The organism is Lewinellaceae bacterium, assembly GCA_020636105.1.
In the GTDB taxonomy this organism is placed as follows: domain Bacteria; phylum Bacteroidota; class Bacteroidia; order Chitinophagales; family Saprospiraceae; genus BCD1.
The window spans coordinates 1836917-1859893 of sequence record JACJYL010000002.1; the positions used below are offsets into that span (position 1 = coordinate 1836917).

18 protein-coding genes are annotated in these 22977 nt (G+C 42.0%); 6 read left to right on the forward strand and 12 right to left on the reverse strand.

Going from position 1 to position 22977, the window contains the following annotated elements; all coding sequences use genetic code 11:
- Positions 1-51: 51 nt before the first annotated feature.
- The 10 genes from H6571_24380 to H6571_24425 all read right to left on the reverse strand — a co-directional run bounded on the left by H6571_24380 (position 52) and on the right by H6571_24425 (position 9439).
- The gene (locus H6571_24380) at positions 52-768 is read right to left on the reverse strand and encodes a DUF2071 domain-containing protein (protein MCB9326888.1); all 717 of its coding nucleotides are present in this window, start codon (positions 766-768) and stop codon (positions 52-54) included.
- Positions 769-933: 165 nt separating this feature from the next.
- The gene (locus tag H6571_24385; GenBank protein ID MCB9326889.1) at positions 934-1566 is read right to left on the reverse strand and encodes a hypothetical protein; all 633 of its coding nucleotides are present in this window, start codon (positions 1564-1566) and stop codon (positions 934-936) included.
- A 288-nt stretch (positions 1567-1854) separates the two neighbouring features.
- On the reverse strand, positions 1855-3006 hold the full coding sequence (locus H6571_24390; GenBank protein MCB9326890.1) for a prolyl oligopeptidase family serine peptidase: 1152 nt from the start codon (positions 3004-3006) through the stop codon (positions 1855-1857).
- Positions 3007-3226: 220 nt separating this feature from the next.
- Positions 3227-3445, reverse strand: coding sequence for a hypothetical protein (locus H6571_24395; protein ID MCB9326891.1), 219 nt, complete (start codon positions 3443-3445; stop codon positions 3227-3229).
- Positions 3446-3451: 6 nt separating this feature from the next.
- Positions 3452-3952, reverse strand: a complete 501-nt coding sequence (locus H6571_24400) for a hypothetical protein (GenBank protein ID MCB9326892.1) — start codon at positions 3950-3952, stop codon at positions 3452-3454.
- A 205-nt stretch (positions 3953-4157) separates the two neighbouring features.
- Positions 4158-4946 carry a hypothetical protein gene (locus tag H6571_24405; GenBank protein MCB9326893.1) on the reverse strand — a complete coding sequence of 263 codons (789 nt, stop codon included), beginning with the start codon at positions 4944-4946 and terminating at the stop codon, positions 4158-4160.
- Positions 4947-5183: 237 nt separating this feature from the next.
- Positions 5184-5825 carry a DUF4339 domain-containing protein gene (locus H6571_24410; GenBank protein ID MCB9326894.1) on the reverse strand — a complete coding sequence of 214 codons (642 nt, stop codon included), beginning with the start codon at positions 5823-5825 and terminating at the stop codon, positions 5184-5186.
- Positions 5815-7053 carry a toll/interleukin-1 receptor domain-containing protein gene (locus H6571_24415; GenBank protein ID MCB9326895.1) on the reverse strand — a complete coding sequence of 413 codons (1239 nt, stop codon included), beginning with the start codon at positions 7051-7053 and terminating at the stop codon, positions 5815-5817. Before H6571_24415 ends, H6571_24410 begins: the two co-directional genes overlap by 11 nt.
- 236 nt (positions 7054-7289) lie before the next feature.
- Positions 7290-8516: a hypothetical protein gene (locus tag H6571_24420; GenBank protein ID MCB9326896.1), complete on the reverse strand. Its 1227-nt coding sequence runs from the start codon at positions 8514-8516 to the stop codon at positions 7290-7292.
- 65 nt (positions 8517-8581) lie between these two features.
- Positions 8582-9439, reverse strand: a complete 858-nt coding sequence (locus H6571_24425; GenBank protein ID MCB9326897.1) for an OmpA family protein — start codon at positions 9437-9439, stop codon at positions 8582-8584.
- Positions 9440-9620: 181 nt separating this feature from the next.
- Here H6571_24425 and H6571_24430 point away from each other — a divergent pair, with 181 nt between their 5' ends.
- Positions 9621-11165, forward strand: a complete 1545-nt coding sequence (locus tag H6571_24430; protein MCB9326898.1) for a serine hydrolase — start codon at positions 9621-9623, stop codon at positions 11163-11165.
- 506 nt (positions 11166-11671) lie between these two features.
- Here the strand turns inward: H6571_24430 and galK are convergent.
- Positions 11672-12826: a galactokinase gene (gene galK, locus H6571_24435; protein ID MCB9326899.1), complete on the reverse strand. Its 1155-nt coding sequence runs from the start codon at positions 12824-12826 to the stop codon at positions 11672-11674.
- Between the two features lie 103 nt (positions 12827-12929).
- Between galK and H6571_24440 the strand changes: the two genes are divergently transcribed.
- The 3 genes from H6571_24440 to H6571_24450 all read left to right on the forward strand — a co-directional run bounded on the left by H6571_24440 (position 12930) and on the right by H6571_24450 (position 17965).
- Complete coding sequence (locus H6571_24440) at positions 12930-13487, forward strand: GNAT family N-acetyltransferase (GenBank protein MCB9326900.1); 558 nt, start codon at positions 12930-12932, stop codon at positions 13485-13487.
- A 221-nt stretch (positions 13488-13708) separates the two neighbouring features.
- On the forward strand, positions 13709-16162 hold the full coding sequence (locus H6571_24445; protein MCB9326901.1) for a carbohydrate binding family 9 domain-containing protein: 2454 nt from the start codon (positions 13709-13711) through the stop codon (positions 16160-16162).
- Positions 16163-16336: 174 nt separating this feature from the next.
- Positions 16337-17965: a leucine-rich repeat domain-containing protein gene (locus H6571_24450; protein MCB9326902.1), complete on the forward strand. Its 1629-nt coding sequence runs from the start codon at positions 16337-16339 to the stop codon at positions 17963-17965.
- Between the two features lie 175 nt (positions 17966-18140).
- Here H6571_24450 and aspS read toward each other — a convergent pair whose 3' ends face one another.
- Positions 18141-19907: an aspartate--tRNA ligase gene (aspS, locus tag H6571_24455; protein MCB9326903.1), complete on the reverse strand. Its 1767-nt coding sequence runs from the start codon at positions 19905-19907 to the stop codon at positions 18141-18143.
- A 295-nt stretch (positions 19908-20202) separates the two neighbouring features.
- Here aspS and H6571_24460 point away from each other — a divergent pair, with 295 nt between their 5' ends.
- Positions 20203-22176, forward strand: a complete 1974-nt coding sequence (locus H6571_24460; protein MCB9326904.1) for a PD40 domain-containing protein — start codon at positions 20203-20205, stop codon at positions 22174-22176.
- A gap of 62 nt (positions 22177-22238) precedes the next feature.
- Positions 22239-22967 carry a hypothetical protein gene (locus H6571_24465; protein ID MCB9326905.1) on the forward strand — a complete coding sequence of 243 codons (729 nt, stop codon included), beginning with the start codon at positions 22239-22241 and terminating at the stop codon, positions 22965-22967.
- The last annotated feature ends 10 nt before the right edge of the window (positions 22968-22977 follow it).

Consider the following 22977-nt stretch of genomic DNA (forward strand, 5'->3'; position numbering starts at 1 on the left):
TTGATGTGTAACGAGCATATAAAACTAGCTTTAATGTTGCCCGACGAAGTGTTAGTGGCTTTTTATTTTTTTTAATCCAATCCATTCATGGTCAATATCCTTCATTAGTAGCGCATTATCAAATTTAACCGAACCAGAAGGAAATATAGTTTCATCTTCAAAAAAGCTTGATTGAACTGATTCTACTTCTAAAAGCGATACTTTCCAATTTTTTGCTTTTAGCTCAAGACCGTCAAAATCACCTTTGTCAGGTGAATAACCCACCGAACCTTGTTCGAAAAAATTAGACACACAATCTAAATTCTCAAACACGCTTTCTTCATTCCAATTTTCCGTTTCTTTTGCTTTAATTGACAAGGAAGTTTTATCATCACTTACAAAGCTTACTTCATAAGTACCATCATTTTCATTTACCGAAAATCGTGCTAAATGATGAACACCTGGAAAAATTGCTCCACCTGCTATTGAATTAAGTCGTGAAGATGTATCTCTTCTTGGAATATAAACGCCTTCTTTAAGTGCTCCATTTTCTTCCCATTCAACTGCAATTCGGTGTGCTCCATTTTCAGAAGATATTCCGATTTGTTTTGGAAGTCCTTTGGGTCGTATTGCTTTAAGTCTTATCAAACAAATTCCCGCAATCCCTTTTCCCCTCACTAATTTCGGCTTGAATGGTTTCGGTAAATAATTTTCCAAAATTTCCTGGTCAATTTGGTAATTGATAAGAATTCTACGGTCTATTATCCCTGTGATTCTTGGTATTTTCATTCGTTTGTTCTAATTGCCACTAACGTTTTGCAGCTACCCGAAGGGCGGGACTTTTACCACAAAACTTGATTTTAAAAACCAATGTTTGATTAACCACAAAACTGTCTTTGGAACACGAAACCCCGCCTTTTGGGTAGCTGCTGCTAGCAGGAGCCTTGCTTTTTGTCAGTGTATCCATTGTCCGCCAGTTTGTGAAGTCCATTTATTATTTTGTTTAGTAAACACAACTGTCCAGCCTGTTCCACAGAGTCCTGGACATAAACTTCTAATCATCATTACAACTTTTTTTCTGTCCTTCGAGAAAAGTGGTCGAGAAAAGCAATACCAATTTTTGTCATTCGATGGGCTAAAACCAAGTCGTGAATTGTCCCAAGTAAAATTTGATAACCTCTCTTTTTGTAATAACATCTCATCAATATCTCCGTTTGTCAAACATTTTGGAAGTTGATTGCTTGTTATTGTCATATTTCTCCAGTCTCCAGTCTCCTTTTTGGGCAAAGACTTTTCAATTAATAGTGTCTTCAAAAAAGTCTTGTCGTCTTTTGATAAGTCACAACCTTGCTCTGGTTCAACTGTCAGCCCATAACTTAAATCTAATTTTTGATCAGCAATAACAACTTTCATAAAGTCATAAATATATTGATTGGATGTGTCTGGAAAATTAGTTTTTGCTTGGGCTATAGTGTCTGCAATTTTGGAACTCGTGTCCACTGAATTCGTGTTATCAACTTTGACCGTTGATTGTCCGCAACCAAGTAGGGTTAAGCAAATTGCTAAAATTATTGTATGTCGTGTCATAAGGTTACTGCTAACTCCGTTATCCAGGAACATTCCTGCCTTTTCATGCACCTCTCCCACCGAGGATCCAGGTCCGGGCCTGCTGGCGGCTGAAAGAGGGCAAGCCGTACATGCGTATTTCGGTCAAACCTAAAAGCTTGGACCATCGACTTTTATTTTTTTTTGATGTGTGCTTCAAACATCTGGAGCTTTTCGCTATCTAACCGAGATGGTGTTGATGCGAGCCACAAACGTTGATATTTACTACTTCCCCCGCCATTACGTATGACACATTGTTATAGCCTGTTATTATTTATCTCCTTTATCATGTTTTAAAAACCAATCATACAAGTCTTGCTCTGGATATACTAACCATTGAATCCAATGTCCAACCTCAGGCAATCTTCTATATTTCAAATTTTTATTTTTTCCTTTTAGCTTTTCAATCATTCTATCCGTTTCTTCAACTGGAACAGTCTCATCAATAACTCCATGGAATGCCCAAATCGGAATATCTATCAAGTTATTTGAGTTTTTATAAATATAATCAATATGACTTGTAAAACCGCTCATAGGAGCAATCGCAGCAAATTTTTCAGGATATTTTATTGCAAGATACCATGTTCCTGCTCCTCCAAGACTCACTCCTGTCAGGTATACTCTATTTGTATCTATTCGGTATTTAGTAGATATTTCAGCGAAAAAGTTCTCAAACCAATTATCAGTTGACCAACGTATCAACGCGGGACATTGTGGAGATGCTATGATAAAAGGAAATTCTCTGCCTCGATAAATTTGGTCAGGTATTCCATAACCGTATAATTTTTTTAAATCTGTTCCTCTATGTGAACCTCCATGAAGATAAATTATAAGAGGGTATTTTTTTAAAGTGTCAGACTTATAATCAGAAGGAGTGTAAATCAAGTAATGGTAATTGGTATCAATTGGATTTACTTTTAATCCATGGTCGTAATCAAAATCATATAGTAATTCTCCTTCTTTTGACCAACCTTTAAAATTACCATGTCTCATTCCTCGTGTGTTACCTTTTATTTCATCAGGTATCCAATATCCTCTATCACTTATTTGTCCGTTTGAATAGAATTCCTCGCAAAGTCCATTCTTTTTGCCATTAAGATATTTGTATTTACTTTCTGGATTTCCATTCTCATACCATGTCTGATAAAGTCCTTGTTTTGTATTTGTTCTATAATTGCACCAATAATTTTCTTTAACCGTTTTATCAAATGTACTATATGTTCCTTTCATTTGAATCTGTCCATTTTCAAAATAATCCTCTACATGATAAAGACTATCATTATTGTCAAATTGAACTATACGTTTATAAATAATCGTATCATATTTTGAAATCGGTTGATGCAATAGAAAAGTATCAATCTGTTGAGCATGTAATCCCCAACTAATCAGAACAAGAATTATTATGTTTGTAATATGCTTCATTTTAATGGGCTATAACTCCGTTATCCAGGAACATTCCTGCCTTTTCATGCACCTCTCCCACAGAAGATCCAGGTCCGGGCCTACTGGCGGCTGAAAGAGGGCAAGCCGTACATGCGTATTCCGGTCAAAGCTAAAAGGCCTGGACCATCGACTTTTATTTTTTTGAGGGATGCTTCAAACATCAGAGGGTATAGCGCAAGTTATGTGCCGGCTTCCTGGATCAGGCAGCTATTCCGTCAATTTTGATATTGATTTTAAATTCGGTGAGGATGTTTTCAAGTTCTTTTAAGAAATCTTCACGCATGGCTTCATATTGTCGCATCATGCTTAACTCTTTTGATTCATTTTTGTGAAAATCAACCATTTCATTAAGATTATTTATCTGCTCTAAAATGTCCGATGCCCTGGCTATATTTTCCTGAATTTTTTTTGAGTCCATCTCATTTTAATTTTTGGTTCCAAATTTTATCTCGACAAATCCTTTTGGGAACTTCTTTTTCATTCGATTCTTTTTTGTTTCAGTGAACCAATTTCGCCAATAAACCAAGTCGAATTCAGTCATGTAACTTTTGTCATGTTCTTCCGAATAGACTTTCACAAAATAGGCATCTACACCGGGATAATTATTTTTTGCCCCGTATTTTCTGAATTTTACCTCAATAATTTGCTCATTTTTTTCGTAAATGTCAAAATCAATCAAATTTACGAAGTCAATATCATTAGGATTTTCTTTGTTGGTGATAAAACTTCCATCAATCCATTGAACGAAATTTGGAGTTACTTCTTTCTGAAAATCAATTAAATATTTAGCGTAACTGTCAAATATAGCTTTACGTGTAACGCTATTTTCAAATCTATCTGAAAAATAATTTTTCAATTCTTCAAATTCAATTTCGATTTTTTGGTATGGTTCTAAATTTCCCCTAATGTCAAAACTCAATTCCATTTGTCTATTTTCTTATATTCAATAACAGCTTTTTCAATTAATTGATTTCCTATTTATCTAGCTGGCACATAACGGTTAGTATATGAAAAGTAGGCGATTTCGAAGCACCAAACTTTCGGTTAAGCACAAAGTTTGATACGAGCTAAAAGCTTTAAATTCAGCACTATTTCGCCTATTTTTTATATACATTGTTACCACACGTTTTTTATTCCCAATATTCATATTCAAAATATCTTGGTACATATCCGCGAATACTTTTCAAAAGTCCATTGTCGTAATATTTATAAGTCAGTTGGTACTCGTTTTCTCGGTCGTTCATAAACTTTGAATAGACGTCTGACTTTATAAGTTGACCTTTGTCGTTGAAAAAATTCGTTATGGTTTTATCGTCTTTAAATTTTTCTAAATCCTTGTAGTCCTTGTAAGCAGTTGTGTTAGGAATTCCGTTTATTGTGTCAGTCACTTTTTTAAGTTTTGGCTCAAAATAATATCCATAAAACCTACTTACATAAAAGTCTTTGTCGTATTCTTTAGTCTTATTATATACGATAACTGAATCTTTTTTCCTTATAGTAATAGATTCGTAAGGTTGATAACTATACGAAGTTTCATAAACAAAATTTCCCAAATTTTTTCGAGACCAAGTCAGTTTACCATTAGTCCCATATTTAAAAATTATTGAATCCCGACCAATCGAATCTATTATTTTAACCAACTGATTTTTATTGTTATAGTCAAACAGGTTTATTTTTTCAATCCATTTTCTTTTCCGTGTTTTTCGATTATACGAAGCACTATATTTTGTCGAGCGTATTCTTTTTCCAGTTCGGTCAAATTCTATGATTTCAGACAAGTCTTTTGGCGAATTCACATATACAAATATTTTCTTTACTTGTCGGTTGGTATAAATACTGTCAGGTTGCCATTTATTTTCAATTTGTCCAAAACTGAATATTGGAATAGAAAGAAATATTAAAAAAAGAATTCTGTTCATTTTATCCAATTCGGTTTTTTCAAATGTGTGGTAACTCCGTTATCCAGGAACATTCCTGCCTTTTCATGCACCTCTCCCCCGAAGATCGAGGACCGGGCCTGCTGGTGGTTGAAAGAGGGCAAGCCTTACATGCGTATTTCGGCCAAAGCTACAAGCCTGCCTTCCGGCGGAGCAGGCAGGCCTGGACCATCGACTTTTATTTTTTTTTGATGTGTGCTTCAAACATCAGGGGTGTTTTCAATTAGTTAAATATGGGTTACTATTAGAATCCAATCGTATTTTCCCAAAACCGAATACTTTTTTACCTAAAGAAAAATCTAAAATTAACCATATAGGTAAGCAATATGTAAATCCCATCAGAAATAGAAATAAAATTACAAATCCACCCAAAAGTGGAATATATATAAAAAATCCACCTACATTGTCGATAACCTCCCAAACAGTGCCCAAATTTTTATGGTGTATCTTTTTTCCTTCATTAGATACTGGTATTTCAAGTTTTTGAACAGAGAAAGAATTTAAAAAACTTCGCCATTTTCGGATTGTTATTGTTGTATCCAATCCTTTTTTTCCAGTTATTGGACATAATCCTTTTTCAACCATATCCGCAACGGTTTGATTATGACGAATATTCAACAACTGATTGTCAATTAAAATAGGTGATATCGGAGGCGGTGGCGGCAATTTTGTGTTTACAAAAGATGGATTAAAATAAGAATTAAAATCAGTAACCTCTTTTGCTTTTTGCCAATCTGGCATTCCGTCAGTCCAAACTAAGGTATTTTCGGTAATTTGACCTTGTTTTAATAAATCAATTGAAAATGGCCCAACCCTTTGGTTATTTACAAAAAAATAATACTGCTTCATTTTATTTTGCATTAGTTATTTTAATAAAATATACAATCCTCCAAACTATTTGATAAAATATAATACTAAAAGTAGTAGAAGTAAAAATTGCACTAAAAATTAAAACAAATAAACCTTCTTCGTGGTTTTTGTCAGCATTGATATATATAATTGATATAATAATTGAGCCTAAAATTGTTAATGCAACTGCCAAAGGCATCCCAATTTCTTTTGCACTTTTTTCCGATGTTATCTTTAAATTTTGTTTTTCTAAAAATTTTTGAGTACGTAATTCTGCATCTTCCTTATCTGCGATATCAGAATTATTTTTGCTGTTATCAGATTCTATTAACTTTGAAAATTTTTCATATAATTGTATTTCATCTAAATCCATAGTTGAAAAGGAATTAACATGATTTATTTTTTCCTTTTTGACAAACACTTCCTTGCTTCTGTTTATTTCATTTTGTTTAATAAGATCTTCACTTATGAGTGTCGATATTATTTGTTCCGTAGAATTAGCGATTTGTTTAGTTTTTAATATCCGCGGCAGATCATTTATTTGAAAATTCTTGAGTCTATATACAATCAATAGCCTCTCCTCGGGACTTTTTACATGACAATCTGAATAAAATGATTGATATTCATCTCGAACAAATGTTGATTGCAAAGCATTATTTGAAGCTAATAAAACTAAATGTTGACTATTTGATATTGCTTTATCAATTTCATCTAAAAAATTAAACCCAACTGTGTTTTGTAAGTCTTCGTCTGAAACAAACACTCGTAAACCATATCCGCGAAATGTTTCCCAAATAGGTTGAGCTATTGCTCTGTCTTTTGTAGAAAAACAGATGAAAATATCATAGGCAAACTTCGATTTAGTATCTTTATGAAGAAGTTCAATACTTTTTATTAATTGAGTACGAAATGAATGTTGTCTATCTGAAATTTTATGGTTCCAAAAGTGATTTGGAAGTTGTTCAATAACGAATAAAACAGCATGTTGAACTTCTGCCGTAGTAATCTTTTGTGTTTCTCTATCCAAAATCCCAAGCATTTTATCATGCTCCAATCCGTTTATTTTCCCACTATTTATTATTAATAAGTCTGAAAGTTTACGAATATGTTCGTAATCCACATGGTCTTTGTTATTATCAATGAACTCATTAAGTTTAAACAATAGATTTCTAATCGATTCCTTTAACCGATTTTCAGAAATATAACGTTTCAATGTGTCTTTGTCAAATATACTTTGCATTAAATATATCTATTTATTATTGGTTTTTATGATAAAATTTTCATGGTTTGATTATGTCCACAGATCCAAAAATAAACAAATAACTTTTAAAATTTTACTTCAAAATTTGATTATCGACCATTTGAAAAATTTACAGCCGATAAAAGTAGGTTGTGCCTCCAATGCCCGCATCTTCCATCTTCCCCCCAATACGCTCCTCCTATAACACGGCCCAAAAACACTCCGATGCCCGTCAATCAAAGTCTCCCTCCCTTCAACCGATCCTGCAACACCTTCAGCGCTTCCCATTTCCCATTGGCGGCGAGGGTGGCCTGCTCGCACCAGGTTTCCGGGTCGTGCATTTTGTAGCGGCTGCCGGCTTCGTCGAGGATGGCGCGCAGGCGTTTGTGGCTGCTGGCGGAGAGTTCCGTCCAGTTGTTGATGCCGGCGGTTTTGAGGATTTCTTCGATCTTGGGGCCTATGCCTTCAATGATCTTGAGGTCCTGGTCGTCGGTGGGATAGGTGGATTTTTTCGCAGGGATGGGGGTCGGATTGGGATCGAGCATCAGTTTTTTGGCCTGGCCCACCCAGTCGTCTTTTTCTATTTTTCCGGGGAAATAACCGATTTCGCGGGTGATGCTTTCTATCCTCGCTGCATCAAACTGACTGATCTGCTCGTAGGAATAAATGCCGGCATCGTAGAGTTGCTGCTGAATAAACGGGCCTACGCCGCTGATTTTCGTCAGGTCGTCTTTTTCCATCCCATCGGTGAGGATCTTTTTCTTGAGGACTGATTTTTCGGTGTTGATGCCCAGGTCGGGTTCTTCAAGACTGGCCTGTATCGGAGCGTTCGTACCTACCACCAGCGGGGTGCTAGCAGAGGCGTCGGCAGCCGATTGCACGTTCGTCATGCGGGCCTTGAGCATTTCGTTTTCGGCGGTCAGTTTGTCGAGTTTGGCTTCAAATATTTCCAGACGGCTGAGGGTTTCGCTTTGGATATTCCCTACCGGGGCAGCCACCACCGTCGGTGTATTACGAGCTTCCTCCAGGTCGTCCGCCAGTTGTTCATTCTGGGTCTTCAGCCCAATGATCTGATCGCTGAGTTCCTCGATGGTGCTGGAATAGGTTCGGTTGGTGGCCTGGATTTTTTCCAGTTCCGTGTTGAGCTGGTACACCTGGCTGAAGAGTTTTTCTTTATCGGCTTCCATGAGGGCCATTTTATCCACCATATCCCTCACTTCAGTCTGAGCCTCTTCGAGAGCTTTATTTTTTTTGACCAGTTCCTCCTGGGCGGTGTGCAGCTGGGTCGCTGCATCGATCATTTTTTGCTCGGCCTCCTTAAGTTCTTTTTTCAAACTGCGGACCCTGGCCGCCCTCAAAAGAAAACCAACCAATAACCCAAAAAGGAAAGCGATGATGCTAATGAACAATATCGTGTAACTTTCCTGAGATTCCATCTTATCGAAAAAATGCGTAAAATCCATGTTGTAAAAGTTTAAAGACTAAAAGTTAAAGACTAAAGGTTAAAGTGACTTATTGAGAACGGGAATTATTCGATGACGAAGTTTACCCTTCGGTTTTTTTGCCGGCCTTCCGAGGAATTGTTGGAGGCTACCGGCCGCTTTTCTCCCTTCGAATCGATTTCGATCTTTGCGGTGACGCCCAGTTCGCGGAAATATTTCATGGTGCTTCTGGCCCGGCGCATGCCCAGGTCAAGATTGTATTTTTTGTCCCCGATATTGTCGGTATGACCGATGATGGTCAGCTTTTTTTCCGGATTCTGCTGGAAATATATTTTCACGGAATCGGCGTACATGTGGAAGGGTTCACCGGGTTTGAATTCATCCGAATCAAAAGCAAAGTTGGCATCGGAGAAAGTCATATTGGTAAAGGTAAACTGCACCTTGTCGAACTCATCCGGCACATTGGAGGTGTACATTTCAAAAACCAGGGGAGCCGAAAGGGTCTCGTCTTCGCTGATCCCATGATCGAGGCTGATGTGGCCTTCCTTGATCCCGCGTTGTACCAATAGTTTTCTTATTTCGTCGGCCCGCGCGATTCCCATATTCTCAAAAAAACCGGGCTGAAGTTCCTTTTCGCTCTCCCGGTAAAAAGCGGTGATGGTCAGCTTTTTGGTGGAGTCGGCTTTCAGTATCATGGCGAGAGTGTCGAGGAAAGATTCGTTGTTGGCATTGAGTCTCGGAGCGGTAGAATCCTTATCAAAGGCAAATTCATCATATCCCTGAAGGATGGTGACGCCGTCATCCTTGAGTTGCAGCGTTTTCAATCGGACTTCCTCCGGAATTTCCTCCCCGCATAACTGTTTGACATTACATACATAAAAGTGCCTGGCCCAAAGCAGAAAGGCACAAAACAACAGAAAGACCAAAAAAGCTAATCCTCTCATGTGGTGTTATTTCGAAAATAATAATTTAAATATCTAAAGTTAAATAAAATACTGGTTTAATCAAAAAGTATTCATTTGATCTGCCAATTTATTGTTGTTTTCCCAGGTTCTGATTAAATTGAAACGAAATAATTTTTCACCCATTATTTTTTTTTGGGTTACATTAAAAACAAATCCTAAAATGAAAAATAATCACCTGCACAAAATCCTTGTTATTGTATTCGTTATCTTTTCCGGTTTTCCCGTTTTCGCCCAGGAAACAGAGGTAAAAACCCTGGATCAATATTTTGAAAAAGCCCGCCAGGACTGGCAGGTAGAGGGCATGTCCGTCGGCATCATCAAGGATGGCAAGGTGATCCTGGCGAAAGGGTACGGCCAACTCGAAGCCGGCAAACCGGCCCGGCCCGATGGCAATACGCTTTATGCCATTGCGTCCAACACCAAGGCGTTCATCTCCGCTTCCATCGGTATCCTGGTGGATGAAGGCAAGATAAAATGGGATGACCCGGTCACGAAATATCTGCCTTATTTTGAATTGTATGATCCCTACGTCTCGGCTCACGTGACGATAAGGGATTTGCTTTGCCACCGGGCCGGGCTCGGCACTTTCAGCGGGGATGTCATCTGGTACAAAAGTGAATACACCGCGGAAGACGCCATCAAACACATCAAATATCTGCCGCAGGCTTATGGCTTCCGCGATGGTTACGGTTATTCCAACCTGATGTTTATCACCGCCGGAGAAGTCATCAAAGCGGTGAGCGGCAAAACGTGGGCGGAGTTCATCCGCGAGCACATTCTGGATCCCACAGGAATGACCCGCACCCAGACGTCCGTTGTACCACTCCGGAATATGGCCAATGTGGCTACTCCCCACAAACCCAATGACGAAGGAGTCAACCATCCCATTCCCTGGGTCAACTGGGACAATATGGGCGCCGCGGGGGGCATCGTCTCCAGTGTGAATGATATGCTGAAATGGTGCCAGCTGCAACTCGACCACGGCACGGTAAACGAGGAACAAATCTTTAGCCTGCAGGCACAGGAAACTTTCTGGAAGCCTCATAACAACTATACCGTCAGTGCGCGCACTAAGGAAATTTATCCGACGCGACATGTAGCGGGATATGCGCTGGGATGGAGTTACTACGATCATGGGGGCAGAATGGTGTACAGCCATGGGGGCGGTTATGACGGCATGTACTCACAAGTCACCATCGTACCGGAAGAAAACATGGCCATCGTGGTGCTGACCAATTCCATGAAGGGAATTTCCGGCTCGCTGACCTACTACACGCTTGATCATTTTTTCGGCCTTCAAGAAACCGACTGGAGCCGCCAGAACCTGGAAAGAACGAAAGATTGGGAAAAGAGCAAAATCGAACGGATAACAGAACGCAAAGCCAAACGCATCCCCGGCACTACTCCGACATTAAGCCTGGAAGCCTACACCGGGGTTTACCATGATGATCTTTATGGAGATATTGAGGTAGTGGAAAATGAGGGCAAACTCGGACTTCACTTCAAAACGGCTCCGGACCTCAATGCCACCCTGGAACACTGGCACCATGATGTTTTTGAAATTAAATGGAATGAAGAACACGCCTGGTTTGATTTCGGTACCGTCCAGTTTTTAATGAGCAACAACCTCACTCCGACGGAGCTGCAATTCGATATCCCGAATGACGATATTTTCTTCGAAGAAATTCATGCAAAAAGGCAGTGAGGGAAATTTTAAATGATAAACTGACCAAAGGGAGATCCCGGCATCGTATACCGAGGACAGGCTACCGCAATATTTTTTCTATGGTTGGAGATTTAGGTTGCGGTGCGCTGCACCTTGAATCCTCTTCCCCCTTGTTTGGTGACAAAGATTAAGGTGCGCTGCACCTGATTATATTCGGCGGTTAAATTTTAAAAACCAATAACTCAATAAGTACGGAATGTCACTTTGTTCCATCTGCGAGAACCAACCATGCATTTTCAGCTCCCCGGCGAAGAGGCCACCTCGAAAAACCAGCAACCAGCATCCAGCATCCAGTAACCAGTACAAAACGACACCTTTTGCCGGCGCGGTTTAGCTCCCCGGCGAAGAGGCCACCTCGAAAAACCAGCAACGAGCAACCAGCATCCAGTAACCAGTACAAAACGACACCTTTTGCCAGCGCGGATCAGCTCCCCGGCGAAGAGGTCACCTCGAAAAACCAGCAACGAGCAACCAGTAACAAGTAACTAGCAACCAGCATCAAGCAACCTAATCCCCTCCCCCACTTCCACTTCGAACATCTCTGCCCGGATGCCAAATTGTTGATGGTATGCCTGGTCCAGATCGTTCCAGATCTCTTTAATGTGGTCTTTGTGAATGAGGTTGATGGTGCAACCGCCAAAGCCACCGCCCATCATTCTCGAGCCCAGCACACCACCCTTTTCCCGAATATGATCGACCAGGAAATCCAATTCTTCACAACTCACCTCATAGTCATTTCTCAATCCTTCATGTGACTGCCACAACAATTGGCCGAAGGTCTTCAAATCTCCGGATTTCAGGGTTTCGGCAGCTTTCAATACCCTGTCATTCTCCCTCAGCACAAATTGGGCCTTGATAAAATCATCTTTTTTAATCTGGTTTCGATACAGGTCAAGGGTATGTTCATCAAAATCCTGGTAGGATTGAATGTAAACATTGTCCTCGTGGAGCAATTTGAGTACCCTGTCACAGGAATGCCTTCTTTGATTATAAGGAGAATGCACGAGACTATGTTTCACACAGGTATTGAACAATACGAAATGATAATCTCCCGTGAACATAGGCACCAGGGTATGGGTGAGGGTTTTAAAGTCGAGCAGCAAAGCGTGATCCTTCCGGCCATTGAGAATGGTGTACTGATCCATCAGCCCTCCTTTTACACCATAGCGATGTTCCGCAGCCTGGGCGATGAACATGATATCCCGGTTGGTAAGTTTCCAGCCAAACAATTCATTCAAGCCGTAAAGAAACCCGCAATTCAGGGCCGACGAAGACGACATACCCGCCCCGATGGGGATATCTCCCCCAAAAGTACAATTGATGCCGTCCACCTCGAAATCTCTTTCTTTCAATTCCGTGATAATGGTCTTAAAATAACCGGTCCAGCTGCCCTCGGGATAATCATGTTCCCAAATGGAAAATTGGATCCGCTCACCAATGTTACAGGCCTCGATGTTCATGAACCCATTATCGTTGTGGCTAAAGCCAAAAATCATGGACTGACCTACCGCTGCCGGCAGGGAGTAGCCCAGGTTGTAATCCGTATGCTCCCCGATCAGGTTGATCCTGGAAGGTACTTTGAGCATCAAAGGGGCACTTCCAAAGGAATCCAAATGACTTTGTCTGATTTTTTCAATCATCTTATTAATTTCAAGGCTAAAAATTGACGAAACCAGCGTTGAAGTTAATAAAACAAAAGACAAGATAAAGTCAAATAATCCTAATTTAGCGTAAATTTTTAGAATGATCCGATACGAAACGGCCCGAACACCTTCCGAGCTTCAACAAATCCTTGCCCTCCAGTCGGCTAACCTCCCTCATGTTATTTCAAAAGAGGAAAGGCAAAAAGAAGGTTTCGTTACGGTTCAGCATTCCCCGGAGTTGCTGAAATCCATGAACGACCATTCCCCACACATCATCGCGAAAGACAGGCAAAAAGTCATAGGGTATTCATTAACCATGGACAAGGTTTTTGGAGATCAAATCCCCGTTTTGGTTCCAATGTTTGATCAAATAAACGGGCTGTTGTATAAAAACAAGGCCCTTTCATCCATCGACTATATCGTCATGGGCCAGGTGTGCATCGATAAAAACTACCGCGGACAGGGCATTTTTGAGGGATTGTACCAAAGGATGAAACTGGAATATGCCCATAGGCATCCTTGCGTCATTACTGAAGTTGATGTATTAAACAATAGATCTATACGCGCCCACCAAAAAGTCGGGTTTGATCATCTCAACACCTATACCTCGCCTGATGAAAAGAAATGGGTGATTATGATTTGGGAATGGAAACCATAAGTGAAGTTTTTTTTAGAAAAAACGGTATTTTTGCAACCCGAAAAAATAATGGTTGTCTTTAATTTCCGGACTATTTGATCATTTTATTGCTAACAGAAAACCCTGGAGAAATTGTAAATTTTAAATGAATTTTTGTGATTTTGAATGGCTCCTGCAATCACATTTATTTTTCAACATTTCTTGCTTGTGTTTTTCTTTTTTTTTTAAACTTTATTCACCTGATGAAAAAACCACTATTAACCCTTGCGCTCTGCTGTTCCATATTTTCTTTGTTTTCCCAGGGAGCCGCCAGTCTTGATTTATCTAAAAAACAGATAACTGCTTACAGAGTCGAAAAAGGGCCTGTGATTGATGGAGACCTTTCCGATCAAGCCTGGGAATCAGCCACTTCTTATGCCACAGACTTCATCACCCTCGACCCGACTTTTGGAAAAAAAGCCACCTTCCCTACCCATGTAAAAGTACTTTACGACAATACCGGCCTCTACGTCAGCGCCATGATGTACGACAATCAGCCCGACAGTATCCGTCATGAATTGGTGGAGCGGGATGGCATTGGCAGTGCCGACTGGTTTGGTGTTTTCATTGACTCCTATAAAGGAGGAATAAACGGTGAAGAATTTATCGTCACCGCAGCGGGCGTCCAGTTTGATGCCAAGGCCAGCCCCAACGGAGAAGATGAGGGATGGGATGCCATTTGGAACAGCGCGGTAAAAATAGTGGAAAATGGTTGGGTGGCCGAAATAAAAATCCCCTACTCTGCCTTGCGTTTTCCCAATAAGGAAGAACAACTCTGGCACATTAATTTCGGAAGGAAAATCGACCGAACCCAGGAAAAAGTATTTTGGAGTGAGATCAACCCCAAGATCGATGGCTTTCTCAATCAATCAGGATTGCTCACCGGCATTGTAGGCATAAAATCCCCGGTCAGGCTTTCGGCAACGCCCTTCCTGGCTTTATACGGACTCCATTCCAAAGACGAAAACGGGCATAACAATTTCGGAAGATCTTTCAACGCAGGGATGGACATCAAATACGGGATCAACGATGCCTTCACCCTGGACATGACCCTCATCCCCGATTTTGGAGAGGCCAGGTCTGATCAGGAGGTCCTCAATTTAAGCCCTTTTGAAGTCAGGTATGATGAAAACCGTCAATTTTTCACAGAAGGAACCGAGCTGTTCAGCAAAGGAAATTTGTTCTACTCCCGAAGAATTGGCGGAGAACCGCTTCACTACTGGGAAGTGGAAGAAAACCTGAAAGAGGGAGAAGTGGTCGTCAGTAATCCTACAGAAACCCAATTATTGAATGCAACCAAACTGTCAGGACGAACCACCCATGGATTGGGCATAGGTTGGTTTAACGCTACAGCCAAAAAACAAACCGCAACGGTCAGGGATGTCGAAGGCGTAACCCATGAAATGGAAACTTCCCCCCTGAGCAATTATAATGTATTGGTTCTGGATCAGAATTTAAAAAATAATTCCTCGGTCTCCTTAATCAATGCCACCACCCTGAGATTTGGAGATGATTATGACGCCAATGTCACCGGTGCTGTTTTTGACCTGATCAATAACAAAAGAAGTTACGGCATTGAAGGGCAGGGCGTTTTGAGCCAAAAATATTACGGTGACAGCACCGCCCTCGGATATAACTATAATGTAGGCATCAAAAAAATCAGCGGCAACTGGAACTGGAGCCTGGGGTACAATATCGAAAGCGACACGTATGACCCCAATGACCTGGGGTTTATATTCAGCAACAATGAAAGATCAGCAAATTTTAATGTGGAATACAGCATTTTCGAACCCAAAGGCCGTTTTAACAGGATTCAGTTTGGAGGTTCCGCCTACTATTCCCGACTGTACAACCCCAATAATTTCACAGGACTGGGCGTAGAAATATGGGCCTGGGGGCAAACCAAGAATTTTTGGAATCTGAATGCCTGGACCTATTTCGAGCCGGTAAAAGGCTATGATTTTTTTGAACCCCGGGCCGAAGGTCGTTATTATGAATCTCCTACAAATGCCAGCCTTGGATTTAATATCAATTCCGACCGAAGGAAGCGGTTGCGGGTTTGGATCAATGGAAGAATTGCCAATACCAATGAAAAAGACAGATACGACTGGAGAATCGTCGTTGGACCTTCGTTCCGGGTGAGCGATAAATTTTCATTTGGCGTTTCCACACAAAAGGAATTTGCCAAAGGACAGGTCGGTTTTGTGAACCATATTTTTGAAAACGATCTGGATGAAGTGCCCGACGTAATTTTTGGAAGAAGAGACCGGACCACGGTGACTAATAACGCCTGGGCCAGTTATAATTTCAATAACAAAATGGCCCTTTCCTTCAACCTGTATCACTATTGGACCAAAGGCAAGTATTCCAGCTACCACCTGTTATCCGAAGACGGAACCCTCACAGATACCGACTATAACGAGGCGAATAATTTTACTTTCAATGCTTTTAACATCGACCTTCAGTACCGCTGGCGTTTTGCCCCGGGAAGTGATATTTTTGTGGTTTGGAAAAATGCCATTTTTAACGACGGCGACCAGGTGGACATGCAGTATTTTGACAACCTTAACACCTTGTTTACAGGCCCTCAAAGTAACCAGCTTTCGCTTAAGGTCATTTATTATCTTGACTATTTGTATCTGGCAAAAAAAGGATAGAAAATCCCTTCTTGATTCTACCCTGGATATCGGAAACCTTGCCTGCTGTCGCAGTAAGGCAGGTTCTGTGGTTCTATTTAATAAAAGACTGTTGGAAGTAGTTTCCGTCAGTCTTTTATTCTTTAAAAAATTATATCTTTACCGCCCATTACTGACAAAAGAAACCACTCAATAATGCACCGATATCCACTGCTTTTCGTCCTTCAATTTTTTCTACTCCTCACTACCTCCCGTATTTCCGCACAAGACCAGGCAATGGTCGTACGCCAGTCCCGTGAACAAGGATTCACTTGTATAAACGACCAGGGAACCGTGCTTTTTACACTGCCTCCGGGCCATGACCCCACCGTTCGGGAAACCAATGAACCTTTCAAATTGAGTAATTTTTATTTCGTGGATTTTTCAGGGGATGTTTTGCCTGTAGGCGATGATCTGCATTATTATCTGATCGACCGAAAAGGAGAAATGGTCCGCGACCTTGGAGGCGACATCAATTGGGTGTCCCCCTTTCGGAATGGTTTTTTCAGGGTATATGAACAATTCGAAAACCGGAGAAATGCTTCCGTAATCTACTATATCGACAAACATGGAAACCCAATGTTTGACGGCAAAAAATTCTGGGAAGCGAGTCATTTCAGAGAAGGAAGTGCAGTGGTTCAATTAGACGATGGGCAAGGCGACTGGTTGATGATCGATCCCACGGGCAAAACATTGGTCAACCTTTCACAGGAAATCCCCGGGGACATCAGGCGTATTAATCATTTCGATAGAGGTATTTGGCAATTGTCATTAAAAACAGGCAACAGTTATTCCACCATTTACCTTCGCCCGGATGGAGCCCATAGTCAAAGAGAAAGTGACCTGTGGCCTTTTACCGATGCCAATGGCCGTCCAACTTACAAAGAGGAAAAACTAAAAATCAGCGAAAAGATAAACAAACGAATCAATGCAATGGAAATGTTGACTTTTCCTGCCGTCTATAAAACCGATGAGTACGCTTATTTCATTTTTAACGACGCCCCAAAGGGAAGCAAAGAACCTTTTCCTGTCCTTTACGATCACCAATATGAGGTGGTCACTCTTGAACCCGGCAAAGGGGTAAAAAAAATAATGCCCCTTGATTTTATGGGTAAATACTTACTCGCCCTGAAAATCACTGAGACCGAAGAGAAAAGTCTTGTTTTTTACAATACCGAAAACCTCAAGCCGACTTATGAGGTGGATAATCTCCCTTATACTGCAAAAGTTGAAGGTAATTTATTGGTTTATTACACCGACAACAACACTTTCAGTACAGGAGTGTCCAAAATAATCAACCTGGATTCCGGAAAAGTCATTTACGAACCGGACGTGAGTACCAAAGTATTTAAATCCCTCCCTGAAGCTTTGCAATACCGTGAGGAGGTAAGAAATCTGGATCTCGAAAACCTGTCGGAACAGGACCTGATTTTGCTAAAATCATTCCCAAACCTGGAAGTTTTAAAACTCAAAAAGACGAATATCATCAACATCTCGGAAGGCATCTTCCCTTCCTTTCCTTCACTGCATAGTCTTAGTATTTCTTATTTCAACGACCTCCAAAACCTGCCTGAAGATATGCGCCAATTAACTCAATTGCAAAATATCTTCCTGTCCGATTGCCCGAATTTAAGCGGCCTTGAGGATATTCTGTCTGACTTGCCTTCGGTGAAAAATATCCACACAGATTACCGCTTCGACAAACAAAAACAAGCCGAAATTCAAATTAAGAATCCACAATTGGAATTCGAAGGGTTGTTGATGGTCGTGCCGGATAATCACTGATCATTTTAAAATAGCTAAATAAAAAAGCCACAAAGATTCAACCGAATCCCTGTGGCTTTTTTTATCACAGCATTAATGTTTGTCAGCATGCCACAAGAAAACACCTTTCTGCCTTCCCTCAAGCCATCGCACGAAGATGTCTCCTTATTCATCCGCACATCCGCACATCAAATCATCATTTTTTCAAATCCAGCTTCAACCCCCATTCTACCATCTGCTCATCAGACACAGCAGAAGGAGCATCGATCATCATATCACGGCCCTGGTTGTTTTTAGGGAAAGCAATAAAATCACGGATCGATGTCTGACCACTCAATACAGCGCACAAACGGTCAAAACCGAAAGCAATACCGCCGTGTGGAGGCGCTCCATATTCAAAAGCCCCCATCAGGAAGCCAAATTGATTTTCGGCTTCTTCCGGTGTAAATCCTAATAGTTTAAAGTTTCTTTCCTGCAACTTCCTGTCGTGAATACGAATAGACCCACCGCCGATTTCAGACCCGTTGATCACAAGGTCATAAGCATCGGCACGCAGGCTTTTCATCGATTCATGGTCACCGGTAAGCATGCGGTCCATATCTTCTTTCTTAGGAGAAGTAAACGGGTGGTGCATCGCGTGGAAACGGCCTGACTCCTCATCCCATTCCAGCAGAGGAAAATCGAGCACCCACAGTGGTTTGAAATCCCCGGCCTTCATCAATCCCAGTCTCCTGCCCATTTCAAGCCGAAGTTCGCTGAGTTGCTTGCGTGTTTTTTCCTCTTCTCCCGAAAGGATGAACAGGACATCACCCAGCTTGGCGCCAAATTTTTCGCCCCAGGCCATTAATGCTTCATCAGAGAAGAATTTACCGATGGAAGATTTCACGCTGCCATCTTCCATAAACTTGACATACACCAATCCTTTCGCCCCGATTTGAGGACGTTGCATCCACTCTGTCAGGGTCTTTATATCTTTATTGGAATAAGCTTCCGCCTGTCCTTCCACACAGATTCCAACCACCAATTCTGCGTCATCAAACACACTGAACCCTTTGCCCTTCGCTTCTTCGTTAAGCTCCACGAATTCCATCCCAAAACGAATATCCGGTTTATCAGATCCGTAACGCTGCATCGCTTCATCATAAGACATACGGGGAAAGTCTCCCAACTCCAATCCAAGCGTTTGCTTAAATACATGTTTGGTCAGACCTTCAAAAGTATTGAGAATATCTTCCTGGGTCACAAAAGCCATCTCGCAGTCGATTTGCGTAAATTCCGGCTGTCGGTCGGCACGCAAATCCTCATCACGGAAACACTTTACGATCTGGAAATATTTATCCATGCCCGCTACCATCAGCAGCTGTTTAAACGTCTGAGGCGATTGAGGCAAAGCGTAAAACTGTCCCTGGTTCATACGACTTGGCACCACAAAATCCCGTGCTCCCTCCGGCGTACTTTTGATCAAGAACGGCGTCTCCACTTCGATAAATCCCTGGGAAGCCAAATAATTCCGTGACTCCATAGCCACCTTGCTACGGAAGATGATACTCTTTTGTACCGGTCCGCGACGCAAATCGAGATAACGGTATTTCATCCGCAATTCATCTCCCCCATCCGATTCATCTTCAATGGTAAACGGAGGCACTTTGGAACTGTTCAAAACCGTCAGTTCTTTCACCTGGATCTCAATTTCACCGGTGGGGATATTCCGATTCTTGCTGCTTCGTTCCCGGACAATACCCTTTACATTGATCACAAACTCGCGCCCCAGCTTTCCCGCCTGTTCCAGCAAAGTCTCGTCATCATCTTTATTAAAATTCAACTGGGTGATCCCGTAACGGTCCCTCAATTGAACAAAATTCATGTGTCCCAAATTATTGGAATTCTGAACCCATCCACTCAAAACCACTTCTTTTCCTGCATCTTCGAGGCGGAGCGCTCCGCAGTTATGCGTTCTGTACATTTTTTTATATTTTGTTGCTGGTTACTGGTTGCTGGCTACTGGTTGCTGGTTGCTGGTTGCTTTTTTGAATACTGAAAGGCCTCCTTCCAAAGGTGAATCAATCAACCAGAATCAAGTAACAAGTAACAAGACTCCTTTTTCAAGGCCGCAAAAGTACCACTTTTCTTAAGTCCTTCCAATATGCCTTCAACTTTTTTCGTTTCTTTGACAGCAGAATTCAAATAATTTTCAAAAAACAAAAAAAATACCCAATTTAGCCATCCACCGTAGGCTGTTTATTGCCAATCGTCTAACTATGCGATACATAAAAAAAGTACTGCTTCTGGTTCTATTGTTACCTCTCTCAACCTTGTTGTCGGCTCAGGAATATACCACTATGGACAGTGCCGGCAAAAAGGTTTTAAAATACTACGATAACGCTCAAACGTTAAGCCGAGCAGAACAGTTCCCCGAAGCACTCGAACAACTCGACAAAGCCCTGAAGATTGACCCACAGTTTATCGATGGTAAAATATTGAGAGCCTCCTTAAACGGTGCCAGCGGCCAACTGGAGAAAGCAGCCGCAGAATTTGAAGAGGTGTTAAAAATGGCGCCTGACTACCTGCCCCGGGTGTGGTATGAACTGGCCATAACCGAAATGGACCTCCGGTTATACGACCGCGCCGCCACGCATTTTGAACAATACCTGGAAAGAGACCCCAAAAGCAATGTCCGGAAACAAAAGGCAGAACACCACCTCATCAACGCCCGGTTTGCGGCCAATGCCATCACCCATCCCGTTCCGTTTGAACCGGTAAATCTCGGAACCGCCATCAATACCGAAGGACAGGAATATCTCCCCAGCCTCACTGCCGACGGCACCCGGCTGGTATTCACCGCCCGCGTTGGCAATCAGGAAGATTTTTATTATTCAGTAAAAAAGGACCAAATTTGGCAACCCCGACAGCCGATGGAAAAGATCAATACCCCCCAAAATGAAGGAGCCCAGTGCATTTCCGCCGACGGCCGGCTCCTGGTCTTTACCCGCTGTGATTCCAGGGCAGGGATGGGCGGATGCGACTTGTATTTTTCATCCTTCCAAGGCGGTCAATGGACCGACCCCAAAAAGATAGAAGGAGCGATCAACACTTCGGCCTGGGAAGGCCAGCCTTCCCTTTCTGCCGACGGGCAAAATCTCTACTTCGCCAGCGACCGAAGCGGCGGACTTGGTCAACGTGATTTATGGATGAGTCGCCTAAAGGAAAACGGGCAATGGGGCACCCCCACAAACCTGGGCCCTGAAATCAATACCCCCTACAACGACCAATGCCCCTTTATTCACCCGGACAACCGGACCCTCTATTTTTGTTCCGAAGGGCATCCCGGTATGGGAGGCATCGATCTCTACTTTTCCAAAAAAGACAGCCTGAACCAATGGACGCCCCCTCTGAATATCGGTTACCCCATTAATACTCCGGCAAATGAAGGTACTCTTGTGGTGAGTATTGACGGGCAGACCGCCTATTATGCCAGCGACAAGGACAGCGACGAAACAACACCGGCTTCGGTTTTGGTGGAAAAACCTTCCAGCAGGTTGAATATCGATATTTTTAGCTTTTCGCTTTATGAGGAAGCCCGCCCGGATCCCGTCACTTACGTAAAAGCAAAGGTAGTGGATAGTCGCAGCCACAGAGGCTTCGAAGCCAACGCTGAGATCATTGACCTGGCAACCGGCAAAACCGTCACCAAAACAGTGGCCGACGACCTAGGCGAATTGTTGCTCTGTTTGCCTGCCGGCAAAGATTACGCATTATACATCTCTAAAGAAAAATACCTTTTTTATTCCGAAAATTTTTCCCTGCATACGCCTGCAAGCATCGAAGCACCTTACCAGATTTATGTAGAACTCCAACCCGTTACGGAAGCATCCATTGCGGAAGAAACCGCCCCGGAAAAACCGGTGGTACTAAAAAACGTTTTCTTCGAAACAGGCTCTGCCGAACTCAAAAATGCTTCTGCATCCGAACTGGATAAGCTCTTCGACTTACTCACAGACAATCCGGAATTAAATATTCAAATCAACGGGCATACCGATAACGTTGGCAACGAGGCTGACAACCTTTTGCTTTCTGAAAAAAGGGCAAAAGCAGTGTATGGCTACCTCATTGAAAAAGGAATTGACTCGGTAAGGCTGCGCTACAAAGGATTCGGGGAAACGAAACCTGTAGCCGATAACGAATCTGAAGCAGGTCGTAAAGTGAATCGCAGGACGGAATTTGTGGTTTGGTGAGTTTCAAATCCAGGCCTTTCCATTTTTTTCTTATTTTTATACCCAACACATTACAAAAAAACATGACAGACATTCTCGACAACGACTTTATCGAAAAACACCCGGACGATTCATCGGATGAAAAACTGGAGACATACCGCATGTTCACCCATGAAAGCATCGCCCTGGATTTCGTTTCCATTCTCGATGAAAACAAGATCCCTTACAAACTTGAAAAGGGCCAGGACCTGCTAGACGGAGCCATCATCGGAAATTCCATCAGGCCTCATATTGCCCTGAAGATCCTTCCGGAAGATTTTCTGAAGGTCAATGAATTGTTGCAAAAAGATATTGAAAATCAACCCGGAGAACAATTCGGAATCCTTGAAGGATTTTCCAAAGAGGAGTTGGTGGACCTGCTTACCAATCCGGATGAATGGAGTCCGGAAGCCATTGCCACGGCAAAAGTTCGTTTACAACAAATGGGGGAACCCCTTGATGACCAATACATCAAAAACCTCAAAGAGAACAGGCTCAATGAATTAAGAAAAGGCAAAGAACCACACATGGCCTGGCCCATATTTTATTTCGCTCTGGCCATTTTGGGTGGATTTTTAATTCAATTTTTAGCCATCATCCCTGCATTGGGGATGGGTTGGTATTACTGGAAAGGGAAAAGCGTGGACTTCGAAGGGAAAAAGTATTTCACTTTTGAGAAAAACACCCGGCAATACGGATTGATTATTTTCATTTCCGCCATCGGAGCAACTTTATTGGGATTTATTTGGTGGACGTATCTCATCAATTATTAACCGGGGGCTA